This window comes from Flavobacterium hibernum, from assembly GCF_000832125.1.
GTDB classification, from domain to species: domain Bacteria; phylum Bacteroidota; class Bacteroidia; order Flavobacteriales; family Flavobacteriaceae; genus Flavobacterium; species Flavobacterium hibernum.
The window spans coordinates 308,306-331,202 of the sequence record NZ_JPRK01000007.1; the positions used below are offsets into that span (position 1 = coordinate 308,306).

24 protein-coding genes are annotated in these 22,897 nt (G+C 32.2%); 15 read left to right on the forward strand and 9 right to left on the reverse strand.

Annotated elements, in window-relative coordinates:
* Positions 1-171: 171 nt before the first annotated feature.
* The 5 genes from IW18_RS08645 to IW18_RS08665 all read right to left on the reverse strand — a co-directional run bounded on the left by IW18_RS08645 (position 172) and on the right by IW18_RS08665 (position 4,230).
* Positions 172-693, reverse strand: a complete 522-nt coding sequence (locus IW18_RS08645; RefSeq protein ID WP_041517192.1) for a GNAT family N-acetyltransferase — start codon at positions 691-693, stop codon at positions 172-174.
* A 110-nt stretch (positions 694-803) separates the two neighbouring features.
* Positions 804-1,577 (reverse strand): alpha/beta hydrolase family protein, encoded by a 774-nt coding sequence (locus IW18_RS08650; RefSeq protein WP_041517193.1) that lies wholly within the window; start codon positions 1,575-1,577, stop codon positions 804-806.
* Between the two features lie 82 nt (positions 1,578-1,659).
* Positions 1,660-2,139 (reverse strand): DUF6691 family protein, encoded by a 480-nt coding sequence (locus IW18_RS08655; RefSeq protein WP_041517194.1) that lies wholly within the window; start codon positions 2,137-2,139, stop codon positions 1,660-1,662.
* A 10-nt stretch (positions 2,140-2,149) separates the two neighbouring features.
* Positions 2,150-2,713, reverse strand: a complete 564-nt coding sequence (locus IW18_RS08660) for a YeeE/YedE family protein (RefSeq protein ID WP_041517195.1) — start codon at positions 2,711-2,713, stop codon at positions 2,150-2,152.
* A gap of 101 nt (positions 2,714-2,814) precedes the next feature.
* On the reverse strand, positions 2,815-4,230 hold the full coding sequence (locus tag IW18_RS08665) for an MBL fold metallo-hydrolase (protein ID WP_041517196.1): 1,416 nt from the start codon (positions 4,228-4,230) through the stop codon (positions 2,815-2,817).
* 203 nt (positions 4,231-4,433) lie between these two features.
* Between IW18_RS08665 and IW18_RS08670 the strand changes: the two genes are divergently transcribed.
* The 3 genes from IW18_RS08670 (at position 4,434) to cydB (ending at position 7,718) form a co-directional block, all read left to right on the forward strand.
* The gene (locus IW18_RS08670) at positions 4,434-5,027 is read left to right on the forward strand and encodes an HD domain-containing protein (protein ID WP_041517197.1); all 594 of its coding nucleotides are present in this window, start codon (positions 4,434-4,436) and stop codon (positions 5,025-5,027) included.
* A gap of 265 nt (positions 5,028-5,292) precedes the next feature.
* Positions 5,293-6,639 carry a cytochrome ubiquinol oxidase subunit I gene (locus IW18_RS08675; RefSeq protein ID WP_041517198.1) on the forward strand — a complete coding sequence of 449 codons (1,347 nt, stop codon included), beginning with the start codon at positions 5,293-5,295 and terminating at the stop codon, positions 6,637-6,639.
* A 2-nt stretch (positions 6,640-6,641) separates the two neighbouring features.
* The gene (gene cydB, locus IW18_RS08680; protein ID WP_041517199.1) at positions 6,642-7,718 is read left to right on the forward strand and encodes a cytochrome d ubiquinol oxidase subunit II; all 1,077 of its coding nucleotides are present in this window, start codon (positions 6,642-6,644) and stop codon (positions 7,716-7,718) included.
* Between the two features lie 131 nt (positions 7,719-7,849).
* On the opposite strand, the gene IW18_RS08685 is transcribed toward cydB, so the two are convergent.
* On the reverse strand, positions 7,850-8,644 hold the full coding sequence (locus IW18_RS08685) for a hypothetical protein (protein ID WP_052480116.1): 795 nt from the start codon (positions 8,642-8,644) through the stop codon (positions 7,850-7,852).
* A gap of 479 nt (positions 8,645-9,123) precedes the next feature.
* Here IW18_RS08685 and IW18_RS08690 point away from each other — a divergent pair, with 479 nt between their 5' ends.
* The 4 genes from IW18_RS08690 (at position 9,124) to IW18_RS08705 (ending at position 11,899) form a co-directional block, all read left to right on the forward strand.
* Positions 9,124-10,101, forward strand: coding sequence for a hypothetical protein (locus IW18_RS08690; RefSeq protein WP_041517200.1), 978 nt, complete (start codon positions 9,124-9,126; stop codon positions 10,099-10,101).
* 45 nt (positions 10,102-10,146) lie between these two features.
* Positions 10,147-10,533, forward strand: coding sequence for a hypothetical protein (locus tag IW18_RS08695; RefSeq protein ID WP_041517201.1), 387 nt, complete (start codon positions 10,147-10,149; stop codon positions 10,531-10,533).
* A 147-nt stretch (positions 10,534-10,680) separates the two neighbouring features.
* Positions 10,681-11,094, forward strand: a complete 414-nt coding sequence (locus tag IW18_RS08700; protein WP_041517202.1) for a helix-turn-helix transcriptional regulator — start codon at positions 10,681-10,683, stop codon at positions 11,092-11,094.
* Positions 11,095-11,452: 358 nt separating this feature from the next.
* The gene (locus IW18_RS08705; protein WP_041517203.1) at positions 11,453-11,899 is read left to right on the forward strand and encodes a GNAT family N-acetyltransferase; all 447 of its coding nucleotides are present in this window, start codon (positions 11,453-11,455) and stop codon (positions 11,897-11,899) included.
* Between the two features lie 132 nt (positions 11,900-12,031).
* On the opposite strand, the gene IW18_RS08710 is transcribed toward IW18_RS08705, so the two are convergent.
* Positions 12,032-12,817 (reverse strand): sulfite exporter TauE/SafE family protein, encoded by a 786-nt coding sequence (locus IW18_RS08710; protein ID WP_041517204.1) that lies wholly within the window; start codon positions 12,815-12,817, stop codon positions 12,032-12,034.
* Positions 12,818-13,037: 220 nt separating this feature from the next.
* Complete coding sequence (locus IW18_RS08715) at positions 13,038-13,664, reverse strand: Crp/Fnr family transcriptional regulator (RefSeq protein WP_041517205.1); 627 nt, start codon at positions 13,662-13,664, stop codon at positions 13,038-13,040.
* Positions 13,665-14,354: 690 nt separating this feature from the next.
* Here IW18_RS08715 and IW18_RS08720 point away from each other — a divergent pair.
* The 5 genes from IW18_RS08720 (at position 14,355) to IW18_RS08740 (ending at position 19,761) form a co-directional block, all read left to right on the forward strand.
* On the forward strand, positions 14,355-14,666 hold the full coding sequence (locus tag IW18_RS08720; RefSeq protein WP_041517206.1) for a rhodanese-like domain-containing protein: 312 nt from the start codon (positions 14,355-14,357) through the stop codon (positions 14,664-14,666).
* Between the two features lie 78 nt (positions 14,667-14,744).
* Positions 14,745-16,325, forward strand: coding sequence for an NADP-dependent glyceraldehyde-3-phosphate dehydrogenase (locus tag IW18_RS08725; protein ID WP_041517207.1), 1,581 nt, complete (start codon positions 14,745-14,747; stop codon positions 16,323-16,325).
* Positions 16,326-16,697: 372 nt separating this feature from the next.
* Entirely contained in the window at positions 16,698-18,569 is a 1,872-nt protein-coding gene (locus tag IW18_RS08730) for a M1 family metallopeptidase (protein ID WP_041517208.1), read from the forward strand.
* A 7-nt stretch (positions 18,570-18,576) separates the two neighbouring features.
* Positions 18,577-18,969: an ACT domain-containing protein gene (locus IW18_RS08735; RefSeq protein WP_041517209.1), complete on the forward strand. Its 393-nt coding sequence runs from the start codon at positions 18,577-18,579 to the stop codon at positions 18,967-18,969.
* A 174-nt stretch (positions 18,970-19,143) separates the two neighbouring features.
* A complete protein-coding gene (locus IW18_RS08740; protein ID WP_041517210.1) occupies positions 19,144-19,761 on the forward strand; it encodes a hypothetical protein in 618 nt (205 codons plus the stop codon).
* Positions 19,762-19,819: 58 nt separating this feature from the next.
* On the opposite strand, the gene IW18_RS08745 is transcribed toward IW18_RS08740, so the two are convergent.
* Positions 19,820-20,380: a porin family protein gene (locus tag IW18_RS08745; protein ID WP_041517211.1), complete on the reverse strand. Its 561-nt coding sequence runs from the start codon at positions 20,378-20,380 to the stop codon at positions 19,820-19,822.
* Between the two features lie 181 nt (positions 20,381-20,561).
* Here IW18_RS08745 and IW18_RS08750 point away from each other — a divergent pair, with 181 nt between their 5' ends.
* The 3 genes from IW18_RS08750 to IW18_RS08760 all read left to right on the forward strand — a co-directional run bounded on the left by IW18_RS08750 (position 20,562) and on the right by IW18_RS08760 (position 22,866).
* Positions 20,562-20,972, forward strand: a complete 411-nt coding sequence (locus IW18_RS08750) for a GNAT family N-acetyltransferase (RefSeq protein ID WP_240475543.1) — start codon at positions 20,562-20,564, stop codon at positions 20,970-20,972.
* A gap of 256 nt (positions 20,973-21,228) precedes the next feature.
* On the forward strand, positions 21,229-21,609 hold the full coding sequence (locus IW18_RS08755; RefSeq protein ID WP_041517212.1) for a hypothetical protein: 381 nt from the start codon (positions 21,229-21,231) through the stop codon (positions 21,607-21,609).
* Positions 21,610-21,783: 174 nt separating this feature from the next.
* Positions 21,784-22,866, forward strand: coding sequence for an efflux RND transporter periplasmic adaptor subunit (locus IW18_RS08760; protein WP_041517213.1), 1,083 nt, complete (start codon positions 21,784-21,786; stop codon positions 22,864-22,866).
* Positions 22,867-22,897 lie beyond the last annotated feature (31 nt).

The following is a 22,897-nucleotide window of genomic DNA, read 5'->3' on the forward strand; positions in this document are numbered from 1 at the left end:
GTGATCGGACTAAAATCTAAAATACTGTCGGGTTATCCGCTCCGCCTCGGCAGATAACTTCTATCTCGCACGTAAACATACAAAACGACAAAACCCGACAGTCCCGAAGTCTCGGGATAAAACCTGTCGGGTTTGGATATTTTATCAAATAAATTTAGAAGTTCTATTCTATTAAGCTAGTTTTTTTTCAAATGCTTTTCTTGCAGCACCTCTAAAAAAAACTTCGCCACAATAGTTATAATTTAATCTGTCTAAAATTTTAAGCATTGGAACATTGTCAAAATTGGTGTCAACTTTTATACTTTGGATATTGTTTGCAAGAGCCAAATCTTCTATGCTTTTAAAAAGTTTTGTAGCAATACCTTTGCCTTTTGCTAATTTTGAAACCGCTACACGATGAACAACTGTATAATCGCCATTAGTAAGCCATTTTCCTTCTATGTCCTCATATGCAGGTTCCTTGTCGAACATAATGGCGGCATAACACAGAATAATTTCATTTTCTGTAAACACATAAGCATGGCCATTTTTTATATCGTTTTCTACAGTAGTTTCATTAGGATATCCGTCTTGCCATTGCGAACTTCCGTCCAGACGTCTTTGCTCAATAGCATCTTGTAGGATATTCCATATTTGAGATATTTCAGAAACATCAGCTTTTCTTAAAATTAAATTTTCTTTTACGTTGCTCATTTTTTTTAGTATTAAACTATTAATGAAAAATTTATGAACTTGCCTTTAGGGAAACTATAAATTAAGATCCAGCAAATCTGTCGGGTTAAATTTATAATTTACGAAAGTTATTATTCCCTTAAATACTTTTCAATGTACGTATTTATTATTTTTCGTTCTTCGATTGTTGCGTCATTATCCATATCACTATGGTTGATAGGGGTCAATTGAACTATCATTTCGTATTTTTTTTGTTCTTGTTCAGTTGGTAATACACCTTCGTCTGCAGAATAGTTTTTAGAACGTAACGTATATACTTTTGGTTGGTTAAATCTTGGAAGGGGCATTCTTCGATTGTCCATCGTTATTATTTTGTAAACCAATTTAGGATATTTTGTAGCAAATAAGGCAGTCATATCTCCACCATTTGAATGACCAATTAATGTTAAATGCTTAAAATCTAATTCAGGTTTTATAATTTTATACTCATTTAAAACATAAAGAATGTTATCGGTGCCTCTTTCCCAATTTGGTTTTCTTGTAACTTTAAAATCTCCTTCCATTGCCAAAAGGTCGTCAGTAGGTAATTCGTGCTGAATACTAATAACAAAATATCCTTTTGAAGCTAAATTTTCTGTTAAATAAGAATAAATCATATTGTCTCCACCTTTATTCTCTCCGTATCCATGACTAAAAATTATTATCTGCTGATTACTAATTTTGAAGTCTGTTTTTGGGTAAAAAATGGCAATCGGAACTTTACGATTTCTTGATTTGTCAAATAACTCTAAGGTATCAAGTTTAACGGGATACGTATTATTTGATATTTGAGAGTTTGTTTTTTTGCTATTCGAACAACTTATTAATAGTAAACAAATTAAAAGTTGAGATAATATTTTGGTCATTTTGGTTTATTTGGTAGAATTATGAAACCCGACAGGTTTTTAAAACCTGTCGGGTTTGATATGTATAATAACATTAAGAATATTAATGAGGCAGTTTGTCTTTAATCAAACCATAAACCCAAGTTCCAAAAATAGCACTTACTAAAGTCACTACAATTACAGTAACTCCAGTTCCAATTTGTGCAAAAAGTGGTCCGGGACAAGCTCCAGTAATTGCCCATCCAAAACCAAACATTAATCCGCCATAGATTTGTCCTTTGTTGAAAGTCTTTGGCTGAATTTCGATTTTTTCTCCTTGCAGCGTTTTAATATTGAACTTTTTAATCAATTGAACAGATATTAGTCCAACTACAACTGCACTTCCAATTACGCCATACATAAAGAAAGATTGCAGGTGAAACATTTCCTGAATGCGAAACCAACTTATGATTTCGGCTTTTACGAATACAATCCCAAAAAAGATCCCGACAACAAGATATTTTAAGTTTGAGAAACCCGAATCTTTAATTTGACTTCCGTTGATTCCTTCTGTATCTGTATTTTTATTTTCTAAATTACTCATTTTTGAAATTTTAAAGTGAAAGAATATAAGGTAAAATCAAAAGCGACATTACAAAACCGCCAATCATAAAACAGATTGTTGCGACTAATGAAGGCCATTGTAAATTTGAAATTCCCATAATCGCATGACCACTCGTGCATCCGCCAGCGTAACGTGTACCAAAACCAACTAAAAATCCACCAACCACAATCATGATAAATCCACGAAGCGTTAATAAACTTTCCCAAGAGAAAAGTTGTGTTGGCACTAATCCAGAATGATCTGTAATGCCGTAAGTGGCTAATTGCGCAGAAAGTTCTGGCGCAATTTCAACCGGATTTGGATTGGCTAAGAAATAAGCAGAGATAACTCCGCCAAGAAAAATTCCGAAAACGAAAAATAAATTCCAGCTTTCTTTTTTCCAATCGTATTTAAAAAACGAAATATTTGCCGGAATACAAGCCGCACAAATATGACGAAGTGAAGAACTAATTCCAAAAGATTTATTCCCAATAATCAATAAAATAGGAACAGTTAATCCAATGAGCGGACCTGCAACGTACCAAGGCCAAGGTTCTTTTATAATTTCTAACATATTTTTTTAGGTTCAAAGGTTCAAAGGAGTAGAGGTTCAAAGGTTTGATTCGAAAAGGAAGAACTTTGTCCCTTTGAACCTTTGCGTCTCTGTGCCTTAAATTATTTTAATACTTTACTCTGACAAACAAAATCTGATTTTGGAATGTTAGTTTTTGAAATTGCTCCAAAACCACCTTCAATTTCCGTGAAGTTTCTAAAACCACGAGCTTGCAAAATCGAAGATGCGATCATACTTCTATATCCTGCTGCGCAGTGCAAATAAAAATGCTCATTTGGATTAATGTCTTTTACCCAGTCATTAATAAATGCCAATGGTTTATTGTAAGCTTCCTCAATATGTTCAGCACTATATTCAGTTTCTTTACGAATATCGATTACTTTATCTTCTTTAATATTAAGTTGATTCGCAAATTGTTCAGCCGAAATTCGGTTTACCGTATCGACTTCAAAACCTGCTTTTTGCCAAGCTTCAAAACCACCTTCAAGATGTCCAACAATAGAGTCAAAACCTACACGGCTTAAACGAGTTACAGTTTCTTCTTCAAGACCAGCTTCTGTAACTAATATAATAGGTTGCTTTACATCGGCAATCAAAGTTCCAACCCACGGTGCAAAATCTCCGTTAATACCAATATTAATAGATTGCGGAATAAATCCTTTATAAAAATCTACATTTTTTCGAGTATCCAGAATCAAAGCTCCAGTTTCTTCAACTACAGCCTCAAAATCTTCTGCTTTAATGGCTTTCATTCCGTTATGCAATACAGTTTCAAAACTCTCGTATCCACCTTTATTCATAGCAACATTCATACTGAAATAAGCTGGCGGAGGTAATAAACCATCAGTAACTTCTTCAATAAATTCAGCTTCCGTCATGTTAGCGCGCAAAGCATAATTTGTCGCTTTTTGATTTCCAATAGTCGAAACCGTTTCTTTGCTCATGTTTTTTCCGCAAGCGCTTCCTGCACCATGTGCCGGATAAACAATTACCTCATCGGCCAAAGTCATAATTTTATCTCTTAACGAGTGAAATAAAATTCCTGCCAATTGATCTTGTGTCATTCCAGCTGCTTTTTGAGCTAAATCCGGACGACCAACATCGCCAATAAATAAAGTGTCTCCAGAGAAAATAGCGTGATCTTTTCCGTTTTCGTCAATCAATAAATACGTTGTACTTTCCATAGTATGACCAGGAGTATGCAACGCTTTAATTGTGATGTTTCCAACTTTAAATTCTTGTCCGTCTTTAGCAGAAATGCAATCAAACTCGCAAGCCGCATTTGGTCCGTACACAATTGGAGCTCCAGTTTCTTTACTTAAATCGATATGACCCGAAACGAAATCAGCATGAAAATGCGTTTCAAAAATATATTTCAATTTTACCTGATCGCGTTCTAAACGATCCAAATAAGGCTGAATTTCTCTAAGAGGGTCAATAATTGCGGCTTCGCCGTTTGAAGTTATATAGTATGCACCTTGCGCTAGGCATCCGGTGTAAATTTGTTCTATTTTCATGATATGAATTGAAAAATGATGGGTTACAAAGATAACTTTGTTTTCTTTTAAAATAGGTGACTAATGTTACAGAAATTAGGTTTTTGTGTAAAAAAATATAGTTTTAGACATTTGGTTTGATTTAAAGTGAAGCAATTAAGCTTTTACTTATAATTTTGCATATGACGAATGTCATTTTAAAAAATATTTAAACTGCTATAGAAATGAACACAGAAGATTTATTGAATCAGATTGCTTTTATTAAAGAAATTGATAAGGTTAAATACATTCAGCGAAAAACGAAATTGTTTAATAGTGAACGAAATGAAAACGATGCAGAACACAGCTGGCATTTGGCTTTAATGGCGATTGTTTTGGCCGACCATTCAAATGAACCAATTGATGTTTTAAAAGTGGTGAAAATGGTTTTGATACATGATATTGTCGAAATCGATGCCGGAGATATTTTTTTATACGATTCAGAACTGAATCACGATAATACTGATGAAGAACGATTGGCGGCAAATCGAATCTTCGGTTTACTTCCACAAAAACAAGCTCAGGATTTTATTGCCATTTGGGAAGAATTTGAAGCCGGTGAAACCAACGAAGCAAAATTTGCCAGATCGATGGACAGATTGGAACCTTTATTGCAAAACACCTCAAATAATGGCGGAACCTGGAAAGAGTTTGATGTAAAATATAATAAGGTTTACGAAAAAAAGAGCGTTATAAAAGAAGGTTCAGCAACTTTATGGAACTACGCCGAAGGTTTGATTAATGAAAGTGTAGAAAAGGGAATTTTGAAGAAAGAATAAAGATATACTTGTGTCATTTCGAGGAACGAGAAATCGCACGCGCTGATCAACATAGATTGTTAATTTTGTATGTGTCCCGAGGCTTTGGGAAAGTGTGATTTCTCCCTCTGGTCGAAATGACAAAAATATCGCACATAAAAGTATTATTTACACATCAGGAATTGTTGAAAAGTTTAACAAATATCAGATGATAAACTTTTTTTAAAGGCAGGAATTTCGGGTTTTAATGGGTAAATTTGTGGGACTTCATAAATAAAATACCACTATGGAAGAAATGCTTTTTTATGACCGAATGCAATTCGCCTTCACAATTACTTTTCATTATCTTTTTCCGCAACTTACAATGGGTCTTTCTTTGATCATTGTTTACTTTAAGTGGAAATATCTACGAACTAAAGACGACCAATACAATCACGCAACTCATTTCTGGATGAAAATCTTTGCTTTGAATTTTGCAATGGGTGTTGTAACCGGAATCCCAATGGAGTTTCAGTTTGGAACCAATTGGGCGAAATTCTCTGAGTTAACTGGCGGAATCATCGGTCAGACTTTGGCAATGGAAGGAATGTTTTCCTTTTTCTTAGAATCCTCTTTTTTAGGAATATTTTTGTTTGGAGAAAAAATCCTGGGACATAAATGGCATTTTGTAACCGGATTATTGATTTGCATTGGTTCTTGGGCCAGCGGATATTTAATTATAGCAACACATTCGTGGATGCAAAATCCTGTGGGATATGAAATTCTTGAAAACGGAAAATTTGTGCTTACAAATTTCAAAGCTTTATTTCTGAACCCGTGGTTATGGCCATCTTATTTACACAATCAAGCGGCGTCGTTAGTGACGAGTTCATTTGTTGTAGCCGGAATTGGTGCTTTTTATATTTTGAGTAAAAAGAATATTTCTTTCGGGAGATTGTTTGTTAAAACAGGTGTAATCTTCGGATTGATTTCGTGTGTTATCGTTGCAGTTCCTACCGGAGATTTATTGGCAAAAAATGTGGTTAAATACCAACCGGTAACTTTTGCAGCAATGGAAGGAATTTTTCATACAGAAAAGAAAGGTTCTGAAATTGTTTTAATTGGACAACCCGATGTAAAAGACAAAAAATTGGACAATAAAATTGCTGTACCTAATATATTGAGTTTCTTAACTTACGGAAGTTGGCATCAGGAAATAAAAGGATTAGATCAGTTTGAAGAAGATGTTCATCCAACCAATATTTCAGGGTTGTATTATGCGTATCATATTATGGTAGGACTTGGAACCATATTTATAGGTTTGATGTCTTTTGCAGTTTTTCAGCTTTTTAGAAAAAAATTATTCGAAACCAAATGGATTTTGTGGTCATTAATGTTCATGATGCCATTTCCGTACATCGCCAATACAACAGGTTGGTACACGGCCGAATTAGGAAGACAACCTTGGCTGGTTTATAATTTAATGAGAACTTCGGCAGGAGCATCGCCAACGGTTTCATCTGGAAATACGCTATTTACTTTACTAGGATTTATTGGATTGTATCTTTTATTGGGAATGTTGTTTTTGCTTTTGGTTGGAAAAATCATCAATAAAGGACCTCATCATGTTGAACTGAATTCAGAAAAAATATAATTATGGAATTTTTTTGGTACGTTGTTTTAATGGGAATTCTGGCCGTTTATATTGTATTAGACGGTTATGATTTTGGCGCAGGAATTATTCATTTATTTTTTGCTAAAAACGAGAAAGATAAAAAAGCAATTACGAGCGCAATTGGTCCATTTTGGGATGCAAACGAAGTTTGGATTATTGCTGCCGGAGGTGTTTTGTTTTTTGCTTTCCCAACGTTATATGCATCTTCTTTTAGCGGATTTTATTTGCCTTTAATCATGATTTTATGGCTTCTAATTTTCCGTGCAATTGGTTTAGAAATGCGTGGACAAGTGCATCACCCAATGTGGGAAGCCATTTGGGACAAAGCTTTTGGAATCGCAAGTTTGCTCTTAGCACTTTTCTTTGGGATTGCTTTGGGAAATATTGTTCGTGGCGTTAATTTAGGAATGGTAACCAATGGGGTTTCGACCCAAGAAGCACATTATTTCTTTTTGCCTTTATGGAATCCAACTTTTAGTCCGCAAGCAAATGAATTGGGAATTATAGATTGGTTTACACTCTTCTTAGGAATTGTAAGCGTTGTTGCCTTAACGATTCATGGCGCAAATTGGATTATTTTTAAAACCAATTCGTCTTTAAATACGCAACTTAAAAATGTGGTTTTTAAATTGAATATTGTTTTACTGGTTTTGGTTTTTATATCGCTTCAAATTTGGCATTTTATTGAACCTCAACCGTTTCATAATTTTATAGAAAATCCGATACTTTGGTTTTTTCCTCTAATGACTTTTGTTGGAATTGCGGGATTGTTTAAAGTGCGATCTTTTAAAAAAGACGGTCATGGATTTATATTTTCTACCTTATTTTTAGTTGGTGGATTTGCCTCAACAGCGGTTTCGATTTTTCCGAATGTTTTGCCTTCAACTAATAATGTAAATCCGTCTTTAACGATTTACAATACTGCTGCAGGAGAATATGGTTTAAATGCCGGAATGAGTTGGTTTTTTATCGCTTTGTTTCTGGTGATTGTTTATCTAATTGTTCAGTACCGCGTTTTTAGTGGTAAAATGGATGAGGTTGGATATGGGGAACATTGATTTTTTATTTGCCACTAATTCACGAATTTTTGCAAATCATTATATAAAGCCGTTGGTTCTAACCAACGGTTTTTTTGTTTTAAAGAATATGGCTTTAGCCAAAATGTTAGTTGTATAAAAACTTCAATTTATTAAAAATTAGTTTTGCCATTAATATAAGAAGTAAAGACTTTTTGAAAAGCCGTTAAATCGATGGCACCAGATTTGATTATTTTTCCGTCACTGTATATTTGATATTGACCAATGTTGGGAGATTTTTTGGCCCATAAAATACCACTTTTAATTTTACCCAATTCGTCAGTTGTTAAATAGGCAGTTATCTTTTCTTCCGATTCAGATTGTATTTTATCTCTATACTTGCTTAAATAAATTCTTAGAAGCGCATCTTCCTGAGAGAAAAAATCTGCAATTTCATTAAAAAGCAAATCAATAGTTACATTGTTTTCTGAAGTTTTTAGGAAAAGATATAATTTATAGCTTTTTTCATAATCGCCTTCGGGGAGTTTGGGTGAATAATTTTTAGATGAATAACTGTAATTTTCGTTGTCTAATATTTTACCGTAGATCAAGCTATTTGAGGGTAAACTGCCCATTTTAAAATCGAAAAGTTCTACAGAGGAAATAAGGACACCTTTGTAAAAAAAATCACTAACCTTTTTTTGATCCTTAACATATATCTTTATTACGGCGTCGTTTTCTACAGTATTCTTAATAACGATCGTGTCTTTTTCTTTGGTAAAAAATATTGAATTACCATAATAAGCAGCGGAAACGTCGACTGAGAAACTTTCAAGTTTACCATCCCTATTATATTTTTTTGTGATTGCTCCGCTTTCAATATCAATTTTTTCGGTTTTCAAACTATCTGTTTCTTGTGCGAAAACGGAGAAGGTGAATAATAAAAGTATTATTATTTGTTTTTTCATTCTTTATAAGATTATTCTTTGTAATACCAAAAGTAGTTTATCTCGATGATAAAAAAGTTTCGATACCGGAAATTTCTTTTTTTGCTCGAGTACACGTTAGAGACCACTTTTTTTCTTTACCGGAGTTCAGTAAACTTTGTTTGAAACGACATTCTTTTCCTTGCATCTTAGACAAAGAAAAGATAATTTAGATATTGTAGTTATACGAATTAATTATATCAATAAATGCTGGTTTTAACCAATAATTATTTTGTTTTTAAGAGATGTGACTTTAGTTAAATTGTTATGTATATTTGGCTAAAGCCAAGACATTTTATTAAAACGGCTATTGAAATATCAATAATGATTAATTTTTCAAATGTAGTTACTTCGTTCCTAGCAATGACTTTGCATGTGTCCTTCCGAGGAACAAAGCAATCTCATCTAGGATGGTTTTGTTCATCACTAATTCACAAATATTTAAACAGTTATATTCAAATATGAAAAAATATTTTTTGATAATATTTATTGTTTTAATTCTGATTTCTTGTAAAAAGACCAATTCGCATATTGATGTGGTCAATTTAAAGAAAGAGAAGTTGTCTGAGTTTAATGTAAAAATTGATACTCTTACGCAAACTAAAAATGGAGATTTGACTAAAGTCGTTTTGTTTAGGAATAATTTTTATTGCATGTTTGAAACATCAAGAAAAAACACTACTAAACAATTTATTAAAATGATAGTTTTTAATCAGAAAGGTAAATTCATCGAAGATGCGTTTGTACCTGAAGAAATTCAAAATATGTCGCACTATGATTTAATAGTTGAAAATGACAGTTTATATGTGAAAGAAAATCAGTTTGAAAAAGAAAATTTTGTTTTGGGAGAATATATTGCAGATTTAAATAAAATCAAAACAAGAAATTTTCCCATCTTTAAGGATGAAACTTATAGTATTTATTCAGATTATAAAGGAGAGTGGGGCGGAACAATTTTTTTTGAAAATAACAAGACAAAAGAAGTTTTTGAAACTTACTCGAGTTGTCCGATAGTTGTAAATAAAATTAAAAAAGATTATTACGTAACAAATAATGGTATGTTTTCCTCAAATATTTTGAAAATATCTGACCCAACCAAACTCCATAAAAGCAAGCTAAATTTTAATGAAAATGTAGGAAGTAAATATGATGAAGGTGTTGATGAAATTTTAAATATAGATGACATAAGTATTACAACTTCATTTGTAAATGAATATAAATTGTATCATTTATATTCTGATAAAAAGAATGTATTTATTGGAGTTATTGAGAATGGAAAAATGAAACCTCAGTTTAAATTTGCTTTTAATTTTTATCCTCATTTTAATCAAAAACTTGATAATGAAAAACAATTATTAACTTTTTATATTCCATCAAATAAAGAAAATGGAATATTAATTATTGATAAAAAAAATATTTACTTTCATGTACTAAAATGAGAAATTGTTCAAATCAGACATTAGTGAAAAATATTTTTGAAATCTATGAAAAGTAAAGGTTTTGAAGTAACAAATGGGCAATGGAAAATAATTCTGAATATTGGAATAATTATTTTCGCCGTTTTTCTTTTTGTGAAGTCATTTATCATGGATACAAGTAGGAGTAGATATGAGAAAGCATTGAAGAATATTCAAGAACAAAGTTTTCAAGGAATTGTAGTTGATAAAGGATTTGAAAAATTTAATCATAATGCTGCAATGATATATTTAAGCGATGAAACTAAATTTTCGCCCTTTGGTCAATTTTGGGCGAAAATTAAAATTGGAGATTCAATTGTAAAGAAAAAAGGAGAAACAATCATCACAGTTTATAGAAAAAATAAAAAAACGATATTAGATAATAAAGAAATACTTGATTCTTGGAAAAAATAAATCCGTACTATTTTTGCGTTTTTATCTTTTTCAAAGTTTAAAACTTTGAAAAAGATTATCGACCACATGTAAAATGTATCTTACAAAAAAGAAGATGTGTTTTATGGTATTAATAAATTTTTAAAGAATTTTAAATATCTTTGAATTATGGATACAATAAACAGACCTAGAAATATTGGCCGAAATATCAGCCGAATTAGAGAGCTTCGTGGTATGAAACAAGGAGCACTTGCTGATGCTATTGGTACAAGCCAGCAAACTATTTCAAGCATTGAAACCAGTGAAACTGTCGAATTTGAAAAATTGGTGCAAATTGCAAAAGCACTTGGTGTGACGGTAGAAGCTATTGAAAATTTCACGGAAGAATCCGTTTTTAATTTTTTTAATAATTTTTACGATAATAGTGCAAGTAATGGTCAAGGTGCATCTGGACCTATTTTTACTTTTAATCCTTTAGATAAAGTAGTCGAACTTTACGAACGTTTGGTTCTTGCTGAAAAAGAATTGGTTAAGGCCGAAAAAGAGAAAGTTGAATATCTTGAAAAACTTTTGAAAAAATAGAACTAAAAAATATTTTAAGAGACGTGTGTTTGCGTTAGGGATAGGAGCGGTATCTTCCGACTTAGAAAAACAAGGCTTTTTAGCCGTAGTTTTTGTTAATCGGGAATATAGCGGATAGCCCGACCGCAGGGAACGCCCAAAATATAAAAATCCGTTTATTCCCGAGAGTAAACGGATTTTTTGTTTGTAATACGTGTAAGAATTAATTTATATAAAAAATTATACTAGAAATTCATTTACTACTGAAGGCTTTTTTAAGCGTCTTAAACGCTGGATGATCTTGTTTTATATAAACTGGACTGTAAATAAATTTGGTCTTTGAAATACTTTCGTTTTTTAATTAAAATATTTAAAAACAATGGATTACCAAATCAAAAAAGCAAGTATTGAAGATCTTGACCAAGCAGCAATACTTTTTAATCTTTATCGTGTTTTTTACCGTCAGGAATCTGATGTCGAAAAAGGAAAAGCATTTCTTAAGGAACGATTATTAAACAATGAATCGGATATTTTTTTAGCAATTGTAAACGAAAAAGCTGTTGGCTTTGTACAGTTGTACAAATTATTTCATTACACAAAGTTGCAAAAACAATGGTTGTTGAGTGATCTTTTTGTGCATCCTGATTTTAGAGGCAAAGGACTTTCGGTAGCTTTAATTGACCGAAGTAAACAATGGTGTGAGGAAACAAATGCTTGTGGTTTGATGCTGGAAACTGAAAAAACAAATGATATAGGAAACAAGTTATATCCGCGTTGTGGATTTGAATATGATGGATTACACAACTATTATCATTGGTGGAAATAAAATAAAGAATGGGGAAAAAGCAATGTTTCTCCATTTCTTTTTTAATACCATTACAATTGCTGTGTTTTCATCTTTGTCAAAGTTTTAAACCCTGACAAAGACTACTCTACAAGTTAAACTACTAAATTCAAATTAAAATAAAACTTCTTTTGTAATAATATAAAAGCCCATTACGAGTACAAACCAACCAAAAAGAGGTTTTAGTTTTGCTCCGTCGATTTTTTTAGAAAGCTGGCTTCCAATTAACATTCCTAAAAGTGCCATTGCCGAAACGCCTAATAAAAAGGTATAATTTATGGGTATGCCAATGTATAAATCGCCTCCAAAACCTATAGAGGAATTTATAGTTATAATTAATAATGATGTACCAACGGCTTGTTTCATTGGTAAATTGGCAAAAAAGAGCAGGGCAGGAATAATTAGGAATCCTCCGCCAGCACCAAGAAATACGGTTATAATTCCAACTATAAAACCTATTATGCTTAATTGAATATAATTGGTTTCAGTTGTTTTTACTTCGGGTTTGTTTTTTCGAATCATTGATATCGCTGCCGTAATCATCAATATAGAAAAGACGAACATAATAAGAAAGTCTTTGGAAACTGAATATGATGCTATAGAAAAGAGTGTATTGGCAATTTTTGGAAAAATTACTTCACGAATTATCAGAATCGAAATTACAGATGGAATTGCAAAATACAAAGCCGATTTTAGTTTTAAATTTCCCATTTTGTAATGGCTGTAACTTCCAAACATGGCTGTTAATCCCACAATAAATAAGGAGTATGATGTGGCTTGCTCTGGATTGACCTTGAATAAATATACTAAAATAGGAATGGTCAATATCGAGCCGCCGCCGCCAATTAAGCCTAGTGAAATCCCGATAATGATTGAAGCAAAATAGCCTGCGTATTCCATTGTATTTATTTTCTACAAAGGTGCTTCGTTAATTAGAAACGCACAGTAACATTTATCACAGAAGATTTATTAAACACGAATTTCGCTAATTAACACGGATTTTTTTGGCTATCACATCGAGCGGAGTCGAGATGCTTTGTGGGTTCTCGACTCCGCTCGAACTGACATTAGTTCATGAACAATAAATTTGTCTAATCCTTCAAATCTGTGGCTGAAAAAACTATTTTAAAAGCTCGATTTGATTTCGGTTGAGTTTGACTAAACCTCTTTGTTCCATTTTTTTGAGTAATCTTGAAACGACTTCTCGTGAAGTATTTAATTCGGATGCGATTTCTTGGTGCGATAAATTTACTTCCTGACATCCACAGGTATCAGAATGGCGTTTTAAGTAAAATTCCAAACGTTCGTCCATTGAGCGGAAAGCAATATTGTCGACAACTTCCAGAACTTCTTCAAAACGGCTTCTATAAGTATCGATTACAAATTCGTACCAGGTTCTGTGTTCCATCATCCATTTGTCCATCATTTGTAGCGGAATCATCATAACAGTTACATCTTCGACTACTTTTGCCATAATCTGACTTTTTTCGCTTTTGGCAGTACAAATCATCGAAATAGCGCAGGCTTGTCCTGGTTGTAAATAATACATTAAAAACTCGCCACCGTCTTCTCCTTCGCGGTAAATTTTAATTTTTCCTTTGGTAATCAAAACAGTATTTTTGATGTATTGTCCGGTTCGCATTAATATTGTTCCGGTTTCAAAATCTTGCAAGCTTCCGTTTTCTTCTATTGTAGAAATAAGTTCGTTGGAGAAATTTGGAAAAATATTTTTTAATGAATTTTGCATTGTTAATAGGTGGGATTTTATAGCCCACGGATTTTACGGTTTGAACTGGTTTGCACAGGTTTTTTTGCCACGACCCGAGCGATAGCGAACAGGCGAAGCAATTTCACGAATTAATTTGTGATAAATAATTCTTTTTTAACACATAGAGACATAGCTTTTTGTTGCTCAAAAAAAGACGTTTCACTTTATCTTAAATCATATAGCTATGTATAAATAATGTGTTATTTTATTTTGCTCTAAACTTAGAAAATAAACCTATGTTTCTATGTGTTTAAATTTTATTTTTTTCGTCACAATTTTCACGAATCAACACGATTTAATTTATGAAAATTAGTGCAATTCGTGGCGACCAATTTTAATCGTTTTAATCGTTTTAATCTTTGGTGAAAAAAATATTCGTGTCGTTTAGTTTTATCAAAATAATATTAAAACTTATAATTTGTTACAAAGATAGTAGATTGTTGTGGTATAAATTGTGAGAAAACTATATTTAAGATGCATTTTATGCAAATGAAAAAATCCTATTTTCTATCGAGTTTATAGAGTATATTTTTAAAAATAGTAAGTAAATTTGTCTTTCACTGATTATAATACTTTCTCTAAAACGTTTTCTGAGAATAATAATCGAAATCGCATTTGGCACGTTTTTAATTAATAGAAACGTCGTAATTTTACAAAAACACATTTATTATGAATTTATCACAAGAAGATTGGGTTGCGCAATTAGCTGCTGACGAGAATGCAGTTATACTTGACGTAAGAACTGAAGACGAATTTAATGACGGTTATATCGAGAATGCCTTAAATATCGATATTAACAAAGGTCAGGGTTTTATTTATGAAATCGAAGAATTAGATAAAAACAAAAATTATTATGTGTATTGCCGTTCTGGAGCCAGAAGTGCGAAAGCATGCCAAATTATGAATGAATTAGGTATCGAAAATGCCTATAATTTACTTGGCGGAATTCTGGATTGGGAAGGTGAAACTGTGAATCCATAAAAAAAGTAAAAAAGAGGCACAAAAAGCCTCTTTTTTCTTTAATGCGCTATTAAATAACCAAATAAAAATAACCAGATTATGAGTTTAATACCCGAAGAATTTCAAATTAAAACCCTTATCAATCAAGACACTTATCTTGTAAATGGAGAATTAAAACATTGGGCAGGACAAACTACGCCTGTGTTTTCGACAATTTCGTCTACAGAGAAATATACACCAACATTATTAGGATCGATTCCGTTTATGGGAGAAAAAGAAGCGCACGAAGTTGTCGACGCTGCTTGTGCTGCCTATGATATGGGACAAGGTTTATGGCCAACTATGAAAGTAGCTGATCGTATAAAATGTATGGAGAATTTCGTGAAGCAAATGAAAGAAACTCGCGAAGAAGTGGTTAAACTTTTGATGTGGGAAATTGGAAAATCGTTGGGAGATTCTCAAAAAGAATTTGATAGAACTGTCGAATATATATATGACACCATTACCAGCTACAAGGAATTAAACGGACGTAGTTCACATTTTGAAAAAGTACAAGGTGTAAATGCTATGATTCGTCGTGGTCCTTTAGGAGTTGTTCTGTGTCTAGGGCCTTACAATTATCCTCTAAACGAAACATTTTCATTATTAATTCCGGCTTTGATTATGGGGAACGCCGTAATCTTTAAACCTGCCAAACATGGTGTTTTATGTATTTCGCCATTGTTGGAAGCGTTTAGAAGTAGTTTCCCAAAAGGAGTAATTAATATCGTTTATGGACGTGGTCGTGAAGTAGCTTCGCCAATTATGAAATCCGGAAAAATTGATGTTTTGGCATTAATTGGAAACAGTAAATCGGCGATTGCTTTACAAGATCAGCATCCAAATAAAAACAGATTGCGTTTGATTTTAGGTCTTGAAGCCAAAAATCCAGCGATTATTTTGCCAGACGCCGATTTAGATTTGACTATTCAGGAATGTATTGCAGGAACTTTATCGTTTAATGGACAACGTTGTACGGCTTTAAAAGTATTGTATGTGCATGAATCTATTATAGAAGAATTTAATAAACGTTTTGCCGAAAAAGTTGATGAATTAGCGTTTGGAAATCCTTGGGAAAAAGGAGTTTCGTTAACGCCGCTTCCAGAATCAGATAAGCCACATTATATTCAGGGATTAATTGATGACGCTAAACACAAAGGTGCAAAAATCTTGAATGAAAAAGGTGGAAAACATACCGATAACTTTATTTTTCCAGCAGTTTTATATCCGGTAAATAAAGAAATGCGTGTATATCATGAAGAGCAATTTGGACCCGTTATTCCGGTAATTGCTTTTAAGGATATCAAAGAACCACTAAACGATATGGCCGAATCAAACTACGGACAACAAGTAAGTTTATTTGGTAAAGACATTAAAACTTTGGCACCACTTATCGATGCTTTGGTAAATTTAGTTTGCAGAGTAAACCTCAACAGTTCTTGCCAAAGAGGTCCGGATGCTTTTCCGTTTACAGGTCGTAAAGATTCTGCTGTAGGTACTTTAAGTATTCCAGATGCTTTGCGTTCATTCTCAATTCGTACGTTCGTAGCCTCAAAAGATATCGCTTATAACAATGAAATTTTGCAGGAATTGCTAAACAGCAAGGAATCGAATTTTATTAACACCGATTATATTTTGTAGTTATCAAGGTTATATATTAATTGTAGATACCGTCTTTTTCTTTTTAGAATTAGGCGGTTTTTATTTTTAGAGTTGCTAAGTTGGTGAGATTTTGAGTTACTAAGGTTTTTTACGATCTTCTTTTTTTGTCATCTCGATTTCTATAACAAAAACAAATCTTTTATTCTTTTCAACGGATTTTAATCCGTCAGATGGTTCGACAATTAGAGAAAAGCGACGTTTTTTTTTATTTATTAAACTCATAGAAAACTATTAAAATTTTTTACTTTCTTACTATGCCAGATTATTTTTTAAAAAGAAATGTAACTTTAAGTTAAAAAAATCCACTAATATTATAACCTTAATTTAATCATTAAAAAATATAATGACTTTATGAAAAAAAAGACATTTCAATTTGTACTTGTTGCTTTTGTGTTTTTGGCTCAAACCAGTTTTGCACAAGAACTTTATATGCCAAGAAACATAAAAGACGCTTATGCTAAAGGTACGCGTTCGATGGACGGAAAACCAGGTAAAAACTATTGGCAAAATCATGGAAAATATGCCATGGAAATTACTGTAGATCCAAAAACAAAACTTGTAAGCGGAACAGAAACTATTGTTTATGAAAATAATAGTAACGAGACTTTAAAAGATTTAGTAATTAGATTTGTAAATAATTTGCACAAACCTTCAGCTCCCAGAAGTGGGAATGTTAGTCCGGACTTTTTGAGTGAAGGCTTAACTATTACTTCTTTGAAAATTGGTGATGATATTTATAAAGAAGATGCTAAAAGCTGGGGAACTGTTGGGAACGTAAAACTGAATAAGCCAATACTTCCGCATACAAAAGTTTCAATTGCTATAGATTGGAATTATCCATTGTCTAAAGAGAGTGGAAGAGAAGGGCAAATAGACGAAACTACTTTTTTTGTGGCTTACAGTTATCCGCGTGTAAGTGTTTACGATGATTACAACGCATGGGACAGGCTGCCGCATACAGATCGTCAGGAGTTTTACAATGATTTTAATGATTATACCTTTTCTGTAAAAGCACCTAAAAATTATGTTGTTTACGCAACAGGAGATTTTTTAAATCCCGATGAGGTTTTGCAACCCGAGTTTTCGGCTCGTTTGAAAAAATCGTATCTAACAGATGAAATTTTACATGTTGCAAACGAGCAAGAATTGAAAAACGGATTAGTAACAAAACAAAATGACTGGAATATTTGGAAATTTGAAGCCAATAATATTTCAGATGTTTGTTTTGGTTTAAGCGATCATTATTTATGGGATGCAAGCAGTGTATTAGTAGATAAAAAAACAAATCGTCGCGCAAGTGTTCAGGCGGCATATGATATTAAAGCAACCGATTTTGTAAATTCGGTAAAAAACAATCAATATGCTTTAGATTATTTTTCTAACAAGTGGCCAGGAGTTCCATATCCGTTTTCTAAAATGACCGCTTTTCAGGGTTTTGCAGACATGGAATATCCAATGATGTGTAATGACTCACAAATGGGAGATCCTATTTTTGCTCAACTAGTTCAAGATCATGAAGTCGCACATACTTATTTTCCTTTTTATATGGGAATCAACGAAACGCGTTATGCCTTTATGGATGAAGGATGGGCAACTACTTTTGAATATTTAATTGGAATTGCAGAACACGGTAAAGAATCCGCAGATAAATTCTACAAAGAGTTTAGAGTTAAAAAATATATTACAGATACCTCAACAGAAGAAGATCAGCCCATAATCTCAATGTCTACCCAAGTTTCGGCAGCCGGATATGGAAATAATTCATACGGAAAAGCCTCTCTTTCTTACTTAGCATTAAAAGACATGCTTGGCGATGATTTGTTCAAAAAGTCTCTTCATGCTTACATGGATAATTGGAATGGGAAACATCCTATTCCGTGGGATTATTTTAATTCTATCAATACTGCTTCTGGGAAAAATTTAAATTGGTTCTTTAATAATTGGTTCTTTACCAATAATTATATTGACATTGCAGTAAAGAATGTTTCGAAGAATATAATTTTTGTACAAAATGTGGGAGGTTTTGCTATTCCGTTTGATGTAATTGTAACCTATTCTGATAATACGACTGAAACTTTGCATCAAACACCAGCAGTTTGGGAAACCAATCAAAAACATATTAGAATTGCAGTAAAAAGTAAAAAACAAGTTAAACAAGTAATTCTTGATGGAGGCATTTTTATGGATGCAACACCAAGCGACAATACTTTGACAATACAATAAAGCATATATGTCTGGAGAAAAAGATTTACAAGTTTTACTAAAAAGTATGAAACCGGAGCATGTTTCGGGAGATTACGTATTTTGTAAAGTCGAGAATGTAAAAGATATTAATCTCGATAAGATTGAAATGTTTTTTAAAGAAAAAGAAGCAGTTACCGTCATTCTTAAAAAAGAAATTGCCGATGTTTTACAACTCGAATATTCGACTATAATGTCTTGGATAACGCTTACCGTACATTCTTCTCTGGAAGCAGTTGGGTTAACAGCGGCGTTTTCAAAAGCATTATCAGAACATCAAATTAGTTGTAATGTGGTAGCAGCTTTTTACCACGATCATATTTTTGTAAACAAGAAAGATACACAAAAAGCAATGGAGATCTTGAATTCATTTTCGCTTTAATTGTTACTTTTTTAATTTTCAGTTTATTATAATCACATAAAAAAGGAATCTAAATTTTTAGATTCCTTTTTTTATTTGTTAATTTTTTTATTCTATAAAATAAATTTGTGGAATAATAAAGAACAATGAAATTAAAAAAGTACGTTTGCAAAAATTTGAAAACCTACTATATAAATGAAAAAAGCCCTACTTTTTATTTTTTTAGTGATTGCTACTAAGACAATTGCCCAGAATGCCTCGAAAACTGCGTTTCAAAAAAGCAGATACGAACTAGCCGTTTCGTGTTACGAAAAGGCTGATTATAAAAATGCCCTTGAGTTATTTCATGTTGCCTATAAAATGAAACCAGATACAAAAATAGGCGAGGAATCGATTAAAAAAATTGATACAATAAAGACAGTTTTAAGAGAAACTGCTTTAAATCAAGTATTAGGAACTTGGAAAATGGCTGGAGACAAGCCAGTTTGGGCAGTTAGCCAAACACAGAGCAATCCGCAAAAAGATTTCGATGAACTGGTTGAAATTACTGAAAAAGAGATTTTGTTTTATGAGAGAAATAAAAAAACTCAGGAGAAAAAAATGGTTAAATCAGAGGATTTAGTGTATTATAACAAAGAAGAATCAGATGCTTTGTTCTCGGATATAATTTTATCAGATGGCACAATTTGGAACTGTTCAGTTAATGAAAATGCTGATGAACTGCGTGCTATTAATGTTGGTAAAAAAGATGAGAATGGTGTAGTTAAAATTGAAAGCGATAACGACGAAATATATTACGTTAAAGTAAAATAACAAAAAAGGGAATCTAATTATTTAGATTCCCTTTTTTATTGAATATAATTCTTGTTTCTTAAAATTTAAATCCTAACGAGATATTAGAAACAGCAGTTTTAATACTCCTATCCGATGCATCTATATCTGTAACTCCTGCAAGATATCTATAATCTAAAGTTAGTTTCCATAAATCTACTCCGACTCCCCCAAGAATACTACTATTGTTTTTCTCGATAGCAATAGGATTCAGATTGTTATTTGCACTTATATCTGAATAGTTTTTCCAGTTGTATCCTCCAAAAATGCGTACGTTTCCAAGTTTTCCTAACGGGATTACTTTAAAACCAACAATTAAAGTAGCATCTGTTCCAGATAATTCATATTCAGTTTCTCCAAGTCCCGTTTGAGAAACGTTGAATTTTGATTTTGCATATCCAAATTCACCTTGTCCATAAAAAAGCAATAAATTTACACGCGCAAATCCTGCAACTCCCATGCCGGTTCCAGAACTCTTTGAACTGAAATCGTTTGTGAGTGGAGAAGTTATGTTGTAAGAAAACTGAGGTCCAAATTGTATTAGTTGTGCAAAACCATTTACACTAATACATAATAATGCTGCTAAAAGGAATTTTTTCATGTTTTTTTCTTTAGATGATATGTAAAAGTAGGTATTGTCTGTAATTATTTAGAAAAAAATCGTATTTATTTTTCTTTAAATTTTAATTTTTGAGTTGTATGTTGTTGGTTTTTAATATTTTGGTGTTTTGTATTAGATTAAAATCTGATAACCGTAAATTGGAATTTAGAAAAAGAATTAAATGATGAGTATTAAAAGAATAAAACCTTCAGAAACCTGGCAAATTAGGCATGATGTAATGTGGCCAGATCAGCCTTTTGAATTTGTACAATTAGAAGAAGATAATGATGGTTTACATTTTGGTTATTTTGTTGAGGAAAAATTGGTTTCGATTGTTTCCTGTTTTATTGAAGGTGACGAAATGCAGTTTAGAAAATTGGCAACCTTAAATGAATATCAAGGAAAAGGAATTGCTTCTGAACTTTTAGAATATATCTTTAAACTAGCAAAAGAGAAAGATTTGAAAAAAGTTTGGTGCAATGCCAGAACTGAAAAAAAATCATTTTATGAAAAATTTAATATGAAAGATACCCATAAAATCTTCAGTAAAGCAGGACAGGAATTTACCATAATGGAACTTTTGTGGCAATAATTGAAATGAAAATTATTGTATAAAATATACAGCATCAAATCATTGCGAAATTGGTTGTTTTTGCTTTGTTCAAATAGTATTATTAATCTTATTCTGATTCGAAATTATTTTTTTATGATTTTTCAATAAAAAAGCACAATATTTTATTAGAATTCCCCGATTATAAAATAATGAAAACGTTTTCGTTTTTTTTAAATGTTAAAGCTTACAAAAAAATCTTTTTTTGTTTCGATACTTTCCTTACTTTCGCACCCAAATGAGAAAGTTAATAGTATTTTTAGTATTCATGAATTTGCTTCTGCTAGGCGGAGGGCAATATCTTAATGCTGGTACTCCTAAAAATCCTCATCTACATAATCTTGAGAAAAAGCACCGAGTAAAATTCACTAATCAAGAGCAAGGCAGTTCAATAATTGAAGATGCCGATGTTGATCTTGAAGAAGAATATCTTGGAAATGATGATCTTGATGGACTTACGAATAAATTTTTTGCAACAAACTACAGTTTACTTGACAATTGGTACCTTTCCTTTTCAAGTCAAACCATTGTAAATGATTATAATCGTTTTAAATTCTTCGTGCCATTTTGTGGCAATTCAAATCCTATTTACATTACCCAACAGGTTTTAAGAATTTGATTCAACAGTATACATCGGTTACCTAAGTTGTGATCTGCATATCTTGTTGATGTAATTTTTTCTACTTCTTCTTATATGAAAGTTAAGTTCTGACTAAGGCTACCTGATGCATTTTTTCATCTAAAGGAATCACTGTATTCCAAGCATTCAATCGCTTAATTTCCAAACTAAATCATGAAAAGAATTATCTTGTTCACAGGCTTAATTGCCCTAGTGTGCCTTACTAGTTGTTCAACTAAAAAAGAAGAAAAAGAAGAAGCGGAAAAATTTACCGCAACAAATCCTGTCGTATTAGACACTTCATTTGTAAAAGAATACGTTTCTCAGATTAAATCTGTACGTAACATCGAAATCCGTGCTCAGGAAAAAGGGTTTCTACAAAACATTTATGTTGATGAAGGACAATTTGTAAAAAAAGGACAACTGTTGTTTAAAATTATGCCAAACATGTATCAGGCAGAATTACTTAAAGCACAGGCAGAACAAAAATCAGTAGAAATCGAATTACAAAATTCAAAATTATTAGCAGATAAAAATATCGTTTCTAAAAACGAATTAAGTGTAGCGCAGGCAAAACTTCAATCTGCAAAAGCCGAGGTTGCATTAGCAAAACTTCACTTGTCATTTACAGAAATCAGAGCGCCGTTTGACGGAACAATTGACCGTATTCCATTAAAATTAGGAAGTCTTATTGACGAAGGTGAATTAATGACAAGTCTTTCAGACAACAGTCAGATGTTTGTTTACTTCAATGTTTCAGAGCCAGAGTATATTCAATATCAAACAGATATAAAAGACCGTGCAGATAGTAACGTTAGTTTAGTTTTGGCCAATGGAGATACTTTTAAAGAAAAAGGAAAAGTAGAACTTATCGAAAGTGAATTTAATAATGAAACCGGAAATATCGCTTTTAGAGCAAGATTCCCAAATTCAGGAAAATTACTTAGAAATGGTGAAACAGGTCAAGTTCAAATGTTAGTACCGCTTAAAAACGCTATTATAATTCCACAAAAAGCGACTTACGAAATTCAGGATAAAAAATACGTTTTTGTTATTGATAAAAACAATAAAGTAAATTCAAGAGAAATTACAATTACAGGCGAAATCCCTGATTTGTATGTGGTTAAAACCGGAGTTACTCAAAATGACAAAATCTTACTTGAAGGAGTTCAGAAAGTAAAAGAGAATGACAAAATTAAATATGAGTTCCAATCTCCAAAAGAGGTAATGAATCATTTACGCGTAAAAGCCGAATAGATTTAACTGGTTTAATCATTAAAAAAATATA

Bases quoted from the DNA above. Each gene is read 5' to 3' on its own strand.
- IW18_RS08645 (WP_041517192.1), bottom strand. From the start codon at position 693: ATGAGCAACGTAAAAGAAAATTTAATTTTAAGAAAAGCTGATGTTTCT.
- IW18_RS08650 (WP_041517193.1), bottom strand. From the start codon at position 1,577: ATGACCAAAATATTATCTCAACTTTTAATTTGTTTACTATTAATAAGT.
- IW18_RS08655 (WP_041517194.1), bottom strand. From the start codon at position 2,139: ATGAGTAATTTAGAAAATAAAAATACAGATACAGAAGGAATCAACGGA.
- IW18_RS08660 (WP_041517195.1), bottom strand. From the start codon at position 2,713: ATGTTAGAAATTATAAAAGAACCTTGGCCTTGGTACGTTGCAGGTCCG.
- IW18_RS08665 (WP_041517196.1), bottom strand. From the start codon at position 4,230: ATGAAAATAGAACAAATTTACACCGGATGCCTAGCGCAAGGTGCATAC.
- IW18_RS08670 (WP_041517197.1), top strand. From the start codon at position 4,434: ATGAACACAGAAGATTTATTGAATCAGATTGCTTTTATTAAAGAAATT.
- IW18_RS08675 (WP_041517198.1), top strand. From the start codon at position 5,293: ATGGAAGAAATGCTTTTTTATGACCGAATGCAATTCGCCTTCACAATT.
- cydB (WP_041517199.1), top strand. From the start codon at position 6,642: ATGGAATTTTTTTGGTACGTTGTTTTAATGGGAATTCTGGCCGTTTAT.
- IW18_RS08685 (WP_052480116.1), bottom strand. From the start codon at position 8,644: ATGAAAAAACAAATAATAATACTTTTATTATTCACCTTCTCCGTTTTC.
- IW18_RS08690 (WP_041517200.1), top strand. From the start codon at position 9,124: ATGAAAAAATATTTTTTGATAATATTTATTGTTTTAATTCTGATTTCT.
- IW18_RS08695 (WP_041517201.1), top strand. From the start codon at position 10,147: ATGAAAAGTAAAGGTTTTGAAGTAACAAATGGGCAATGGAAAATAATT.
- IW18_RS08700 (WP_041517202.1), top strand. From the start codon at position 10,681: ATGGATACAATAAACAGACCTAGAAATATTGGCCGAAATATCAGCCGA.
- IW18_RS08705 (WP_041517203.1), top strand. From the start codon at position 11,453: ATGGATTACCAAATCAAAAAAGCAAGTATTGAAGATCTTGACCAAGCA.
- IW18_RS08710 (WP_041517204.1), bottom strand. From the start codon at position 12,817: ATGGAATACGCAGGCTATTTTGCTTCAATCATTATCGGGATTTCACTA.
- IW18_RS08715 (WP_041517205.1), bottom strand. From the start codon at position 13,664: ATGCAAAATTCATTAAAAAATATTTTTCCAAATTTCTCCAACGAACTT.
- IW18_RS08720 (WP_041517206.1), top strand. From the start codon at position 14,355: ATGAATTTATCACAAGAAGATTGGGTTGCGCAATTAGCTGCTGACGAG.
- IW18_RS08725 (WP_041517207.1), top strand. From the start codon at position 14,745: ATGAGTTTAATACCCGAAGAATTTCAAATTAAAACCCTTATCAATCAA.
- IW18_RS08730 (WP_041517208.1), top strand. From the start codon at position 16,698: ATGAAAAAAAAGACATTTCAATTTGTACTTGTTGCTTTTGTGTTTTTG.
- IW18_RS08735 (WP_041517209.1), top strand. From the start codon at position 18,577: ATGTCTGGAGAAAAAGATTTACAAGTTTTACTAAAAAGTATGAAACCG.
- IW18_RS08740 (WP_041517210.1), top strand. From the start codon at position 19,144: ATGAAAAAAGCCCTACTTTTTATTTTTTTAGTGATTGCTACTAAGACA.
- IW18_RS08745 (WP_041517211.1), bottom strand. From the start codon at position 20,380: ATGAAAAAATTCCTTTTAGCAGCATTATTATGTATTAGTGTAAATGGT.
- IW18_RS08750 (WP_240475543.1), top strand. From the start codon at position 20,562: ATGATGAGTATTAAAAGAATAAAACCTTCAGAAACCTGGCAAATTAGG.
- IW18_RS08755 (WP_041517212.1), top strand. From the start codon at position 21,229: ATGAGAAAGTTAATAGTATTTTTAGTATTCATGAATTTGCTTCTGCTA.
- IW18_RS08760 (WP_041517213.1), top strand. From the start codon at position 21,784: ATGAAAAGAATTATCTTGTTCACAGGCTTAATTGCCCTAGTGTGCCTT.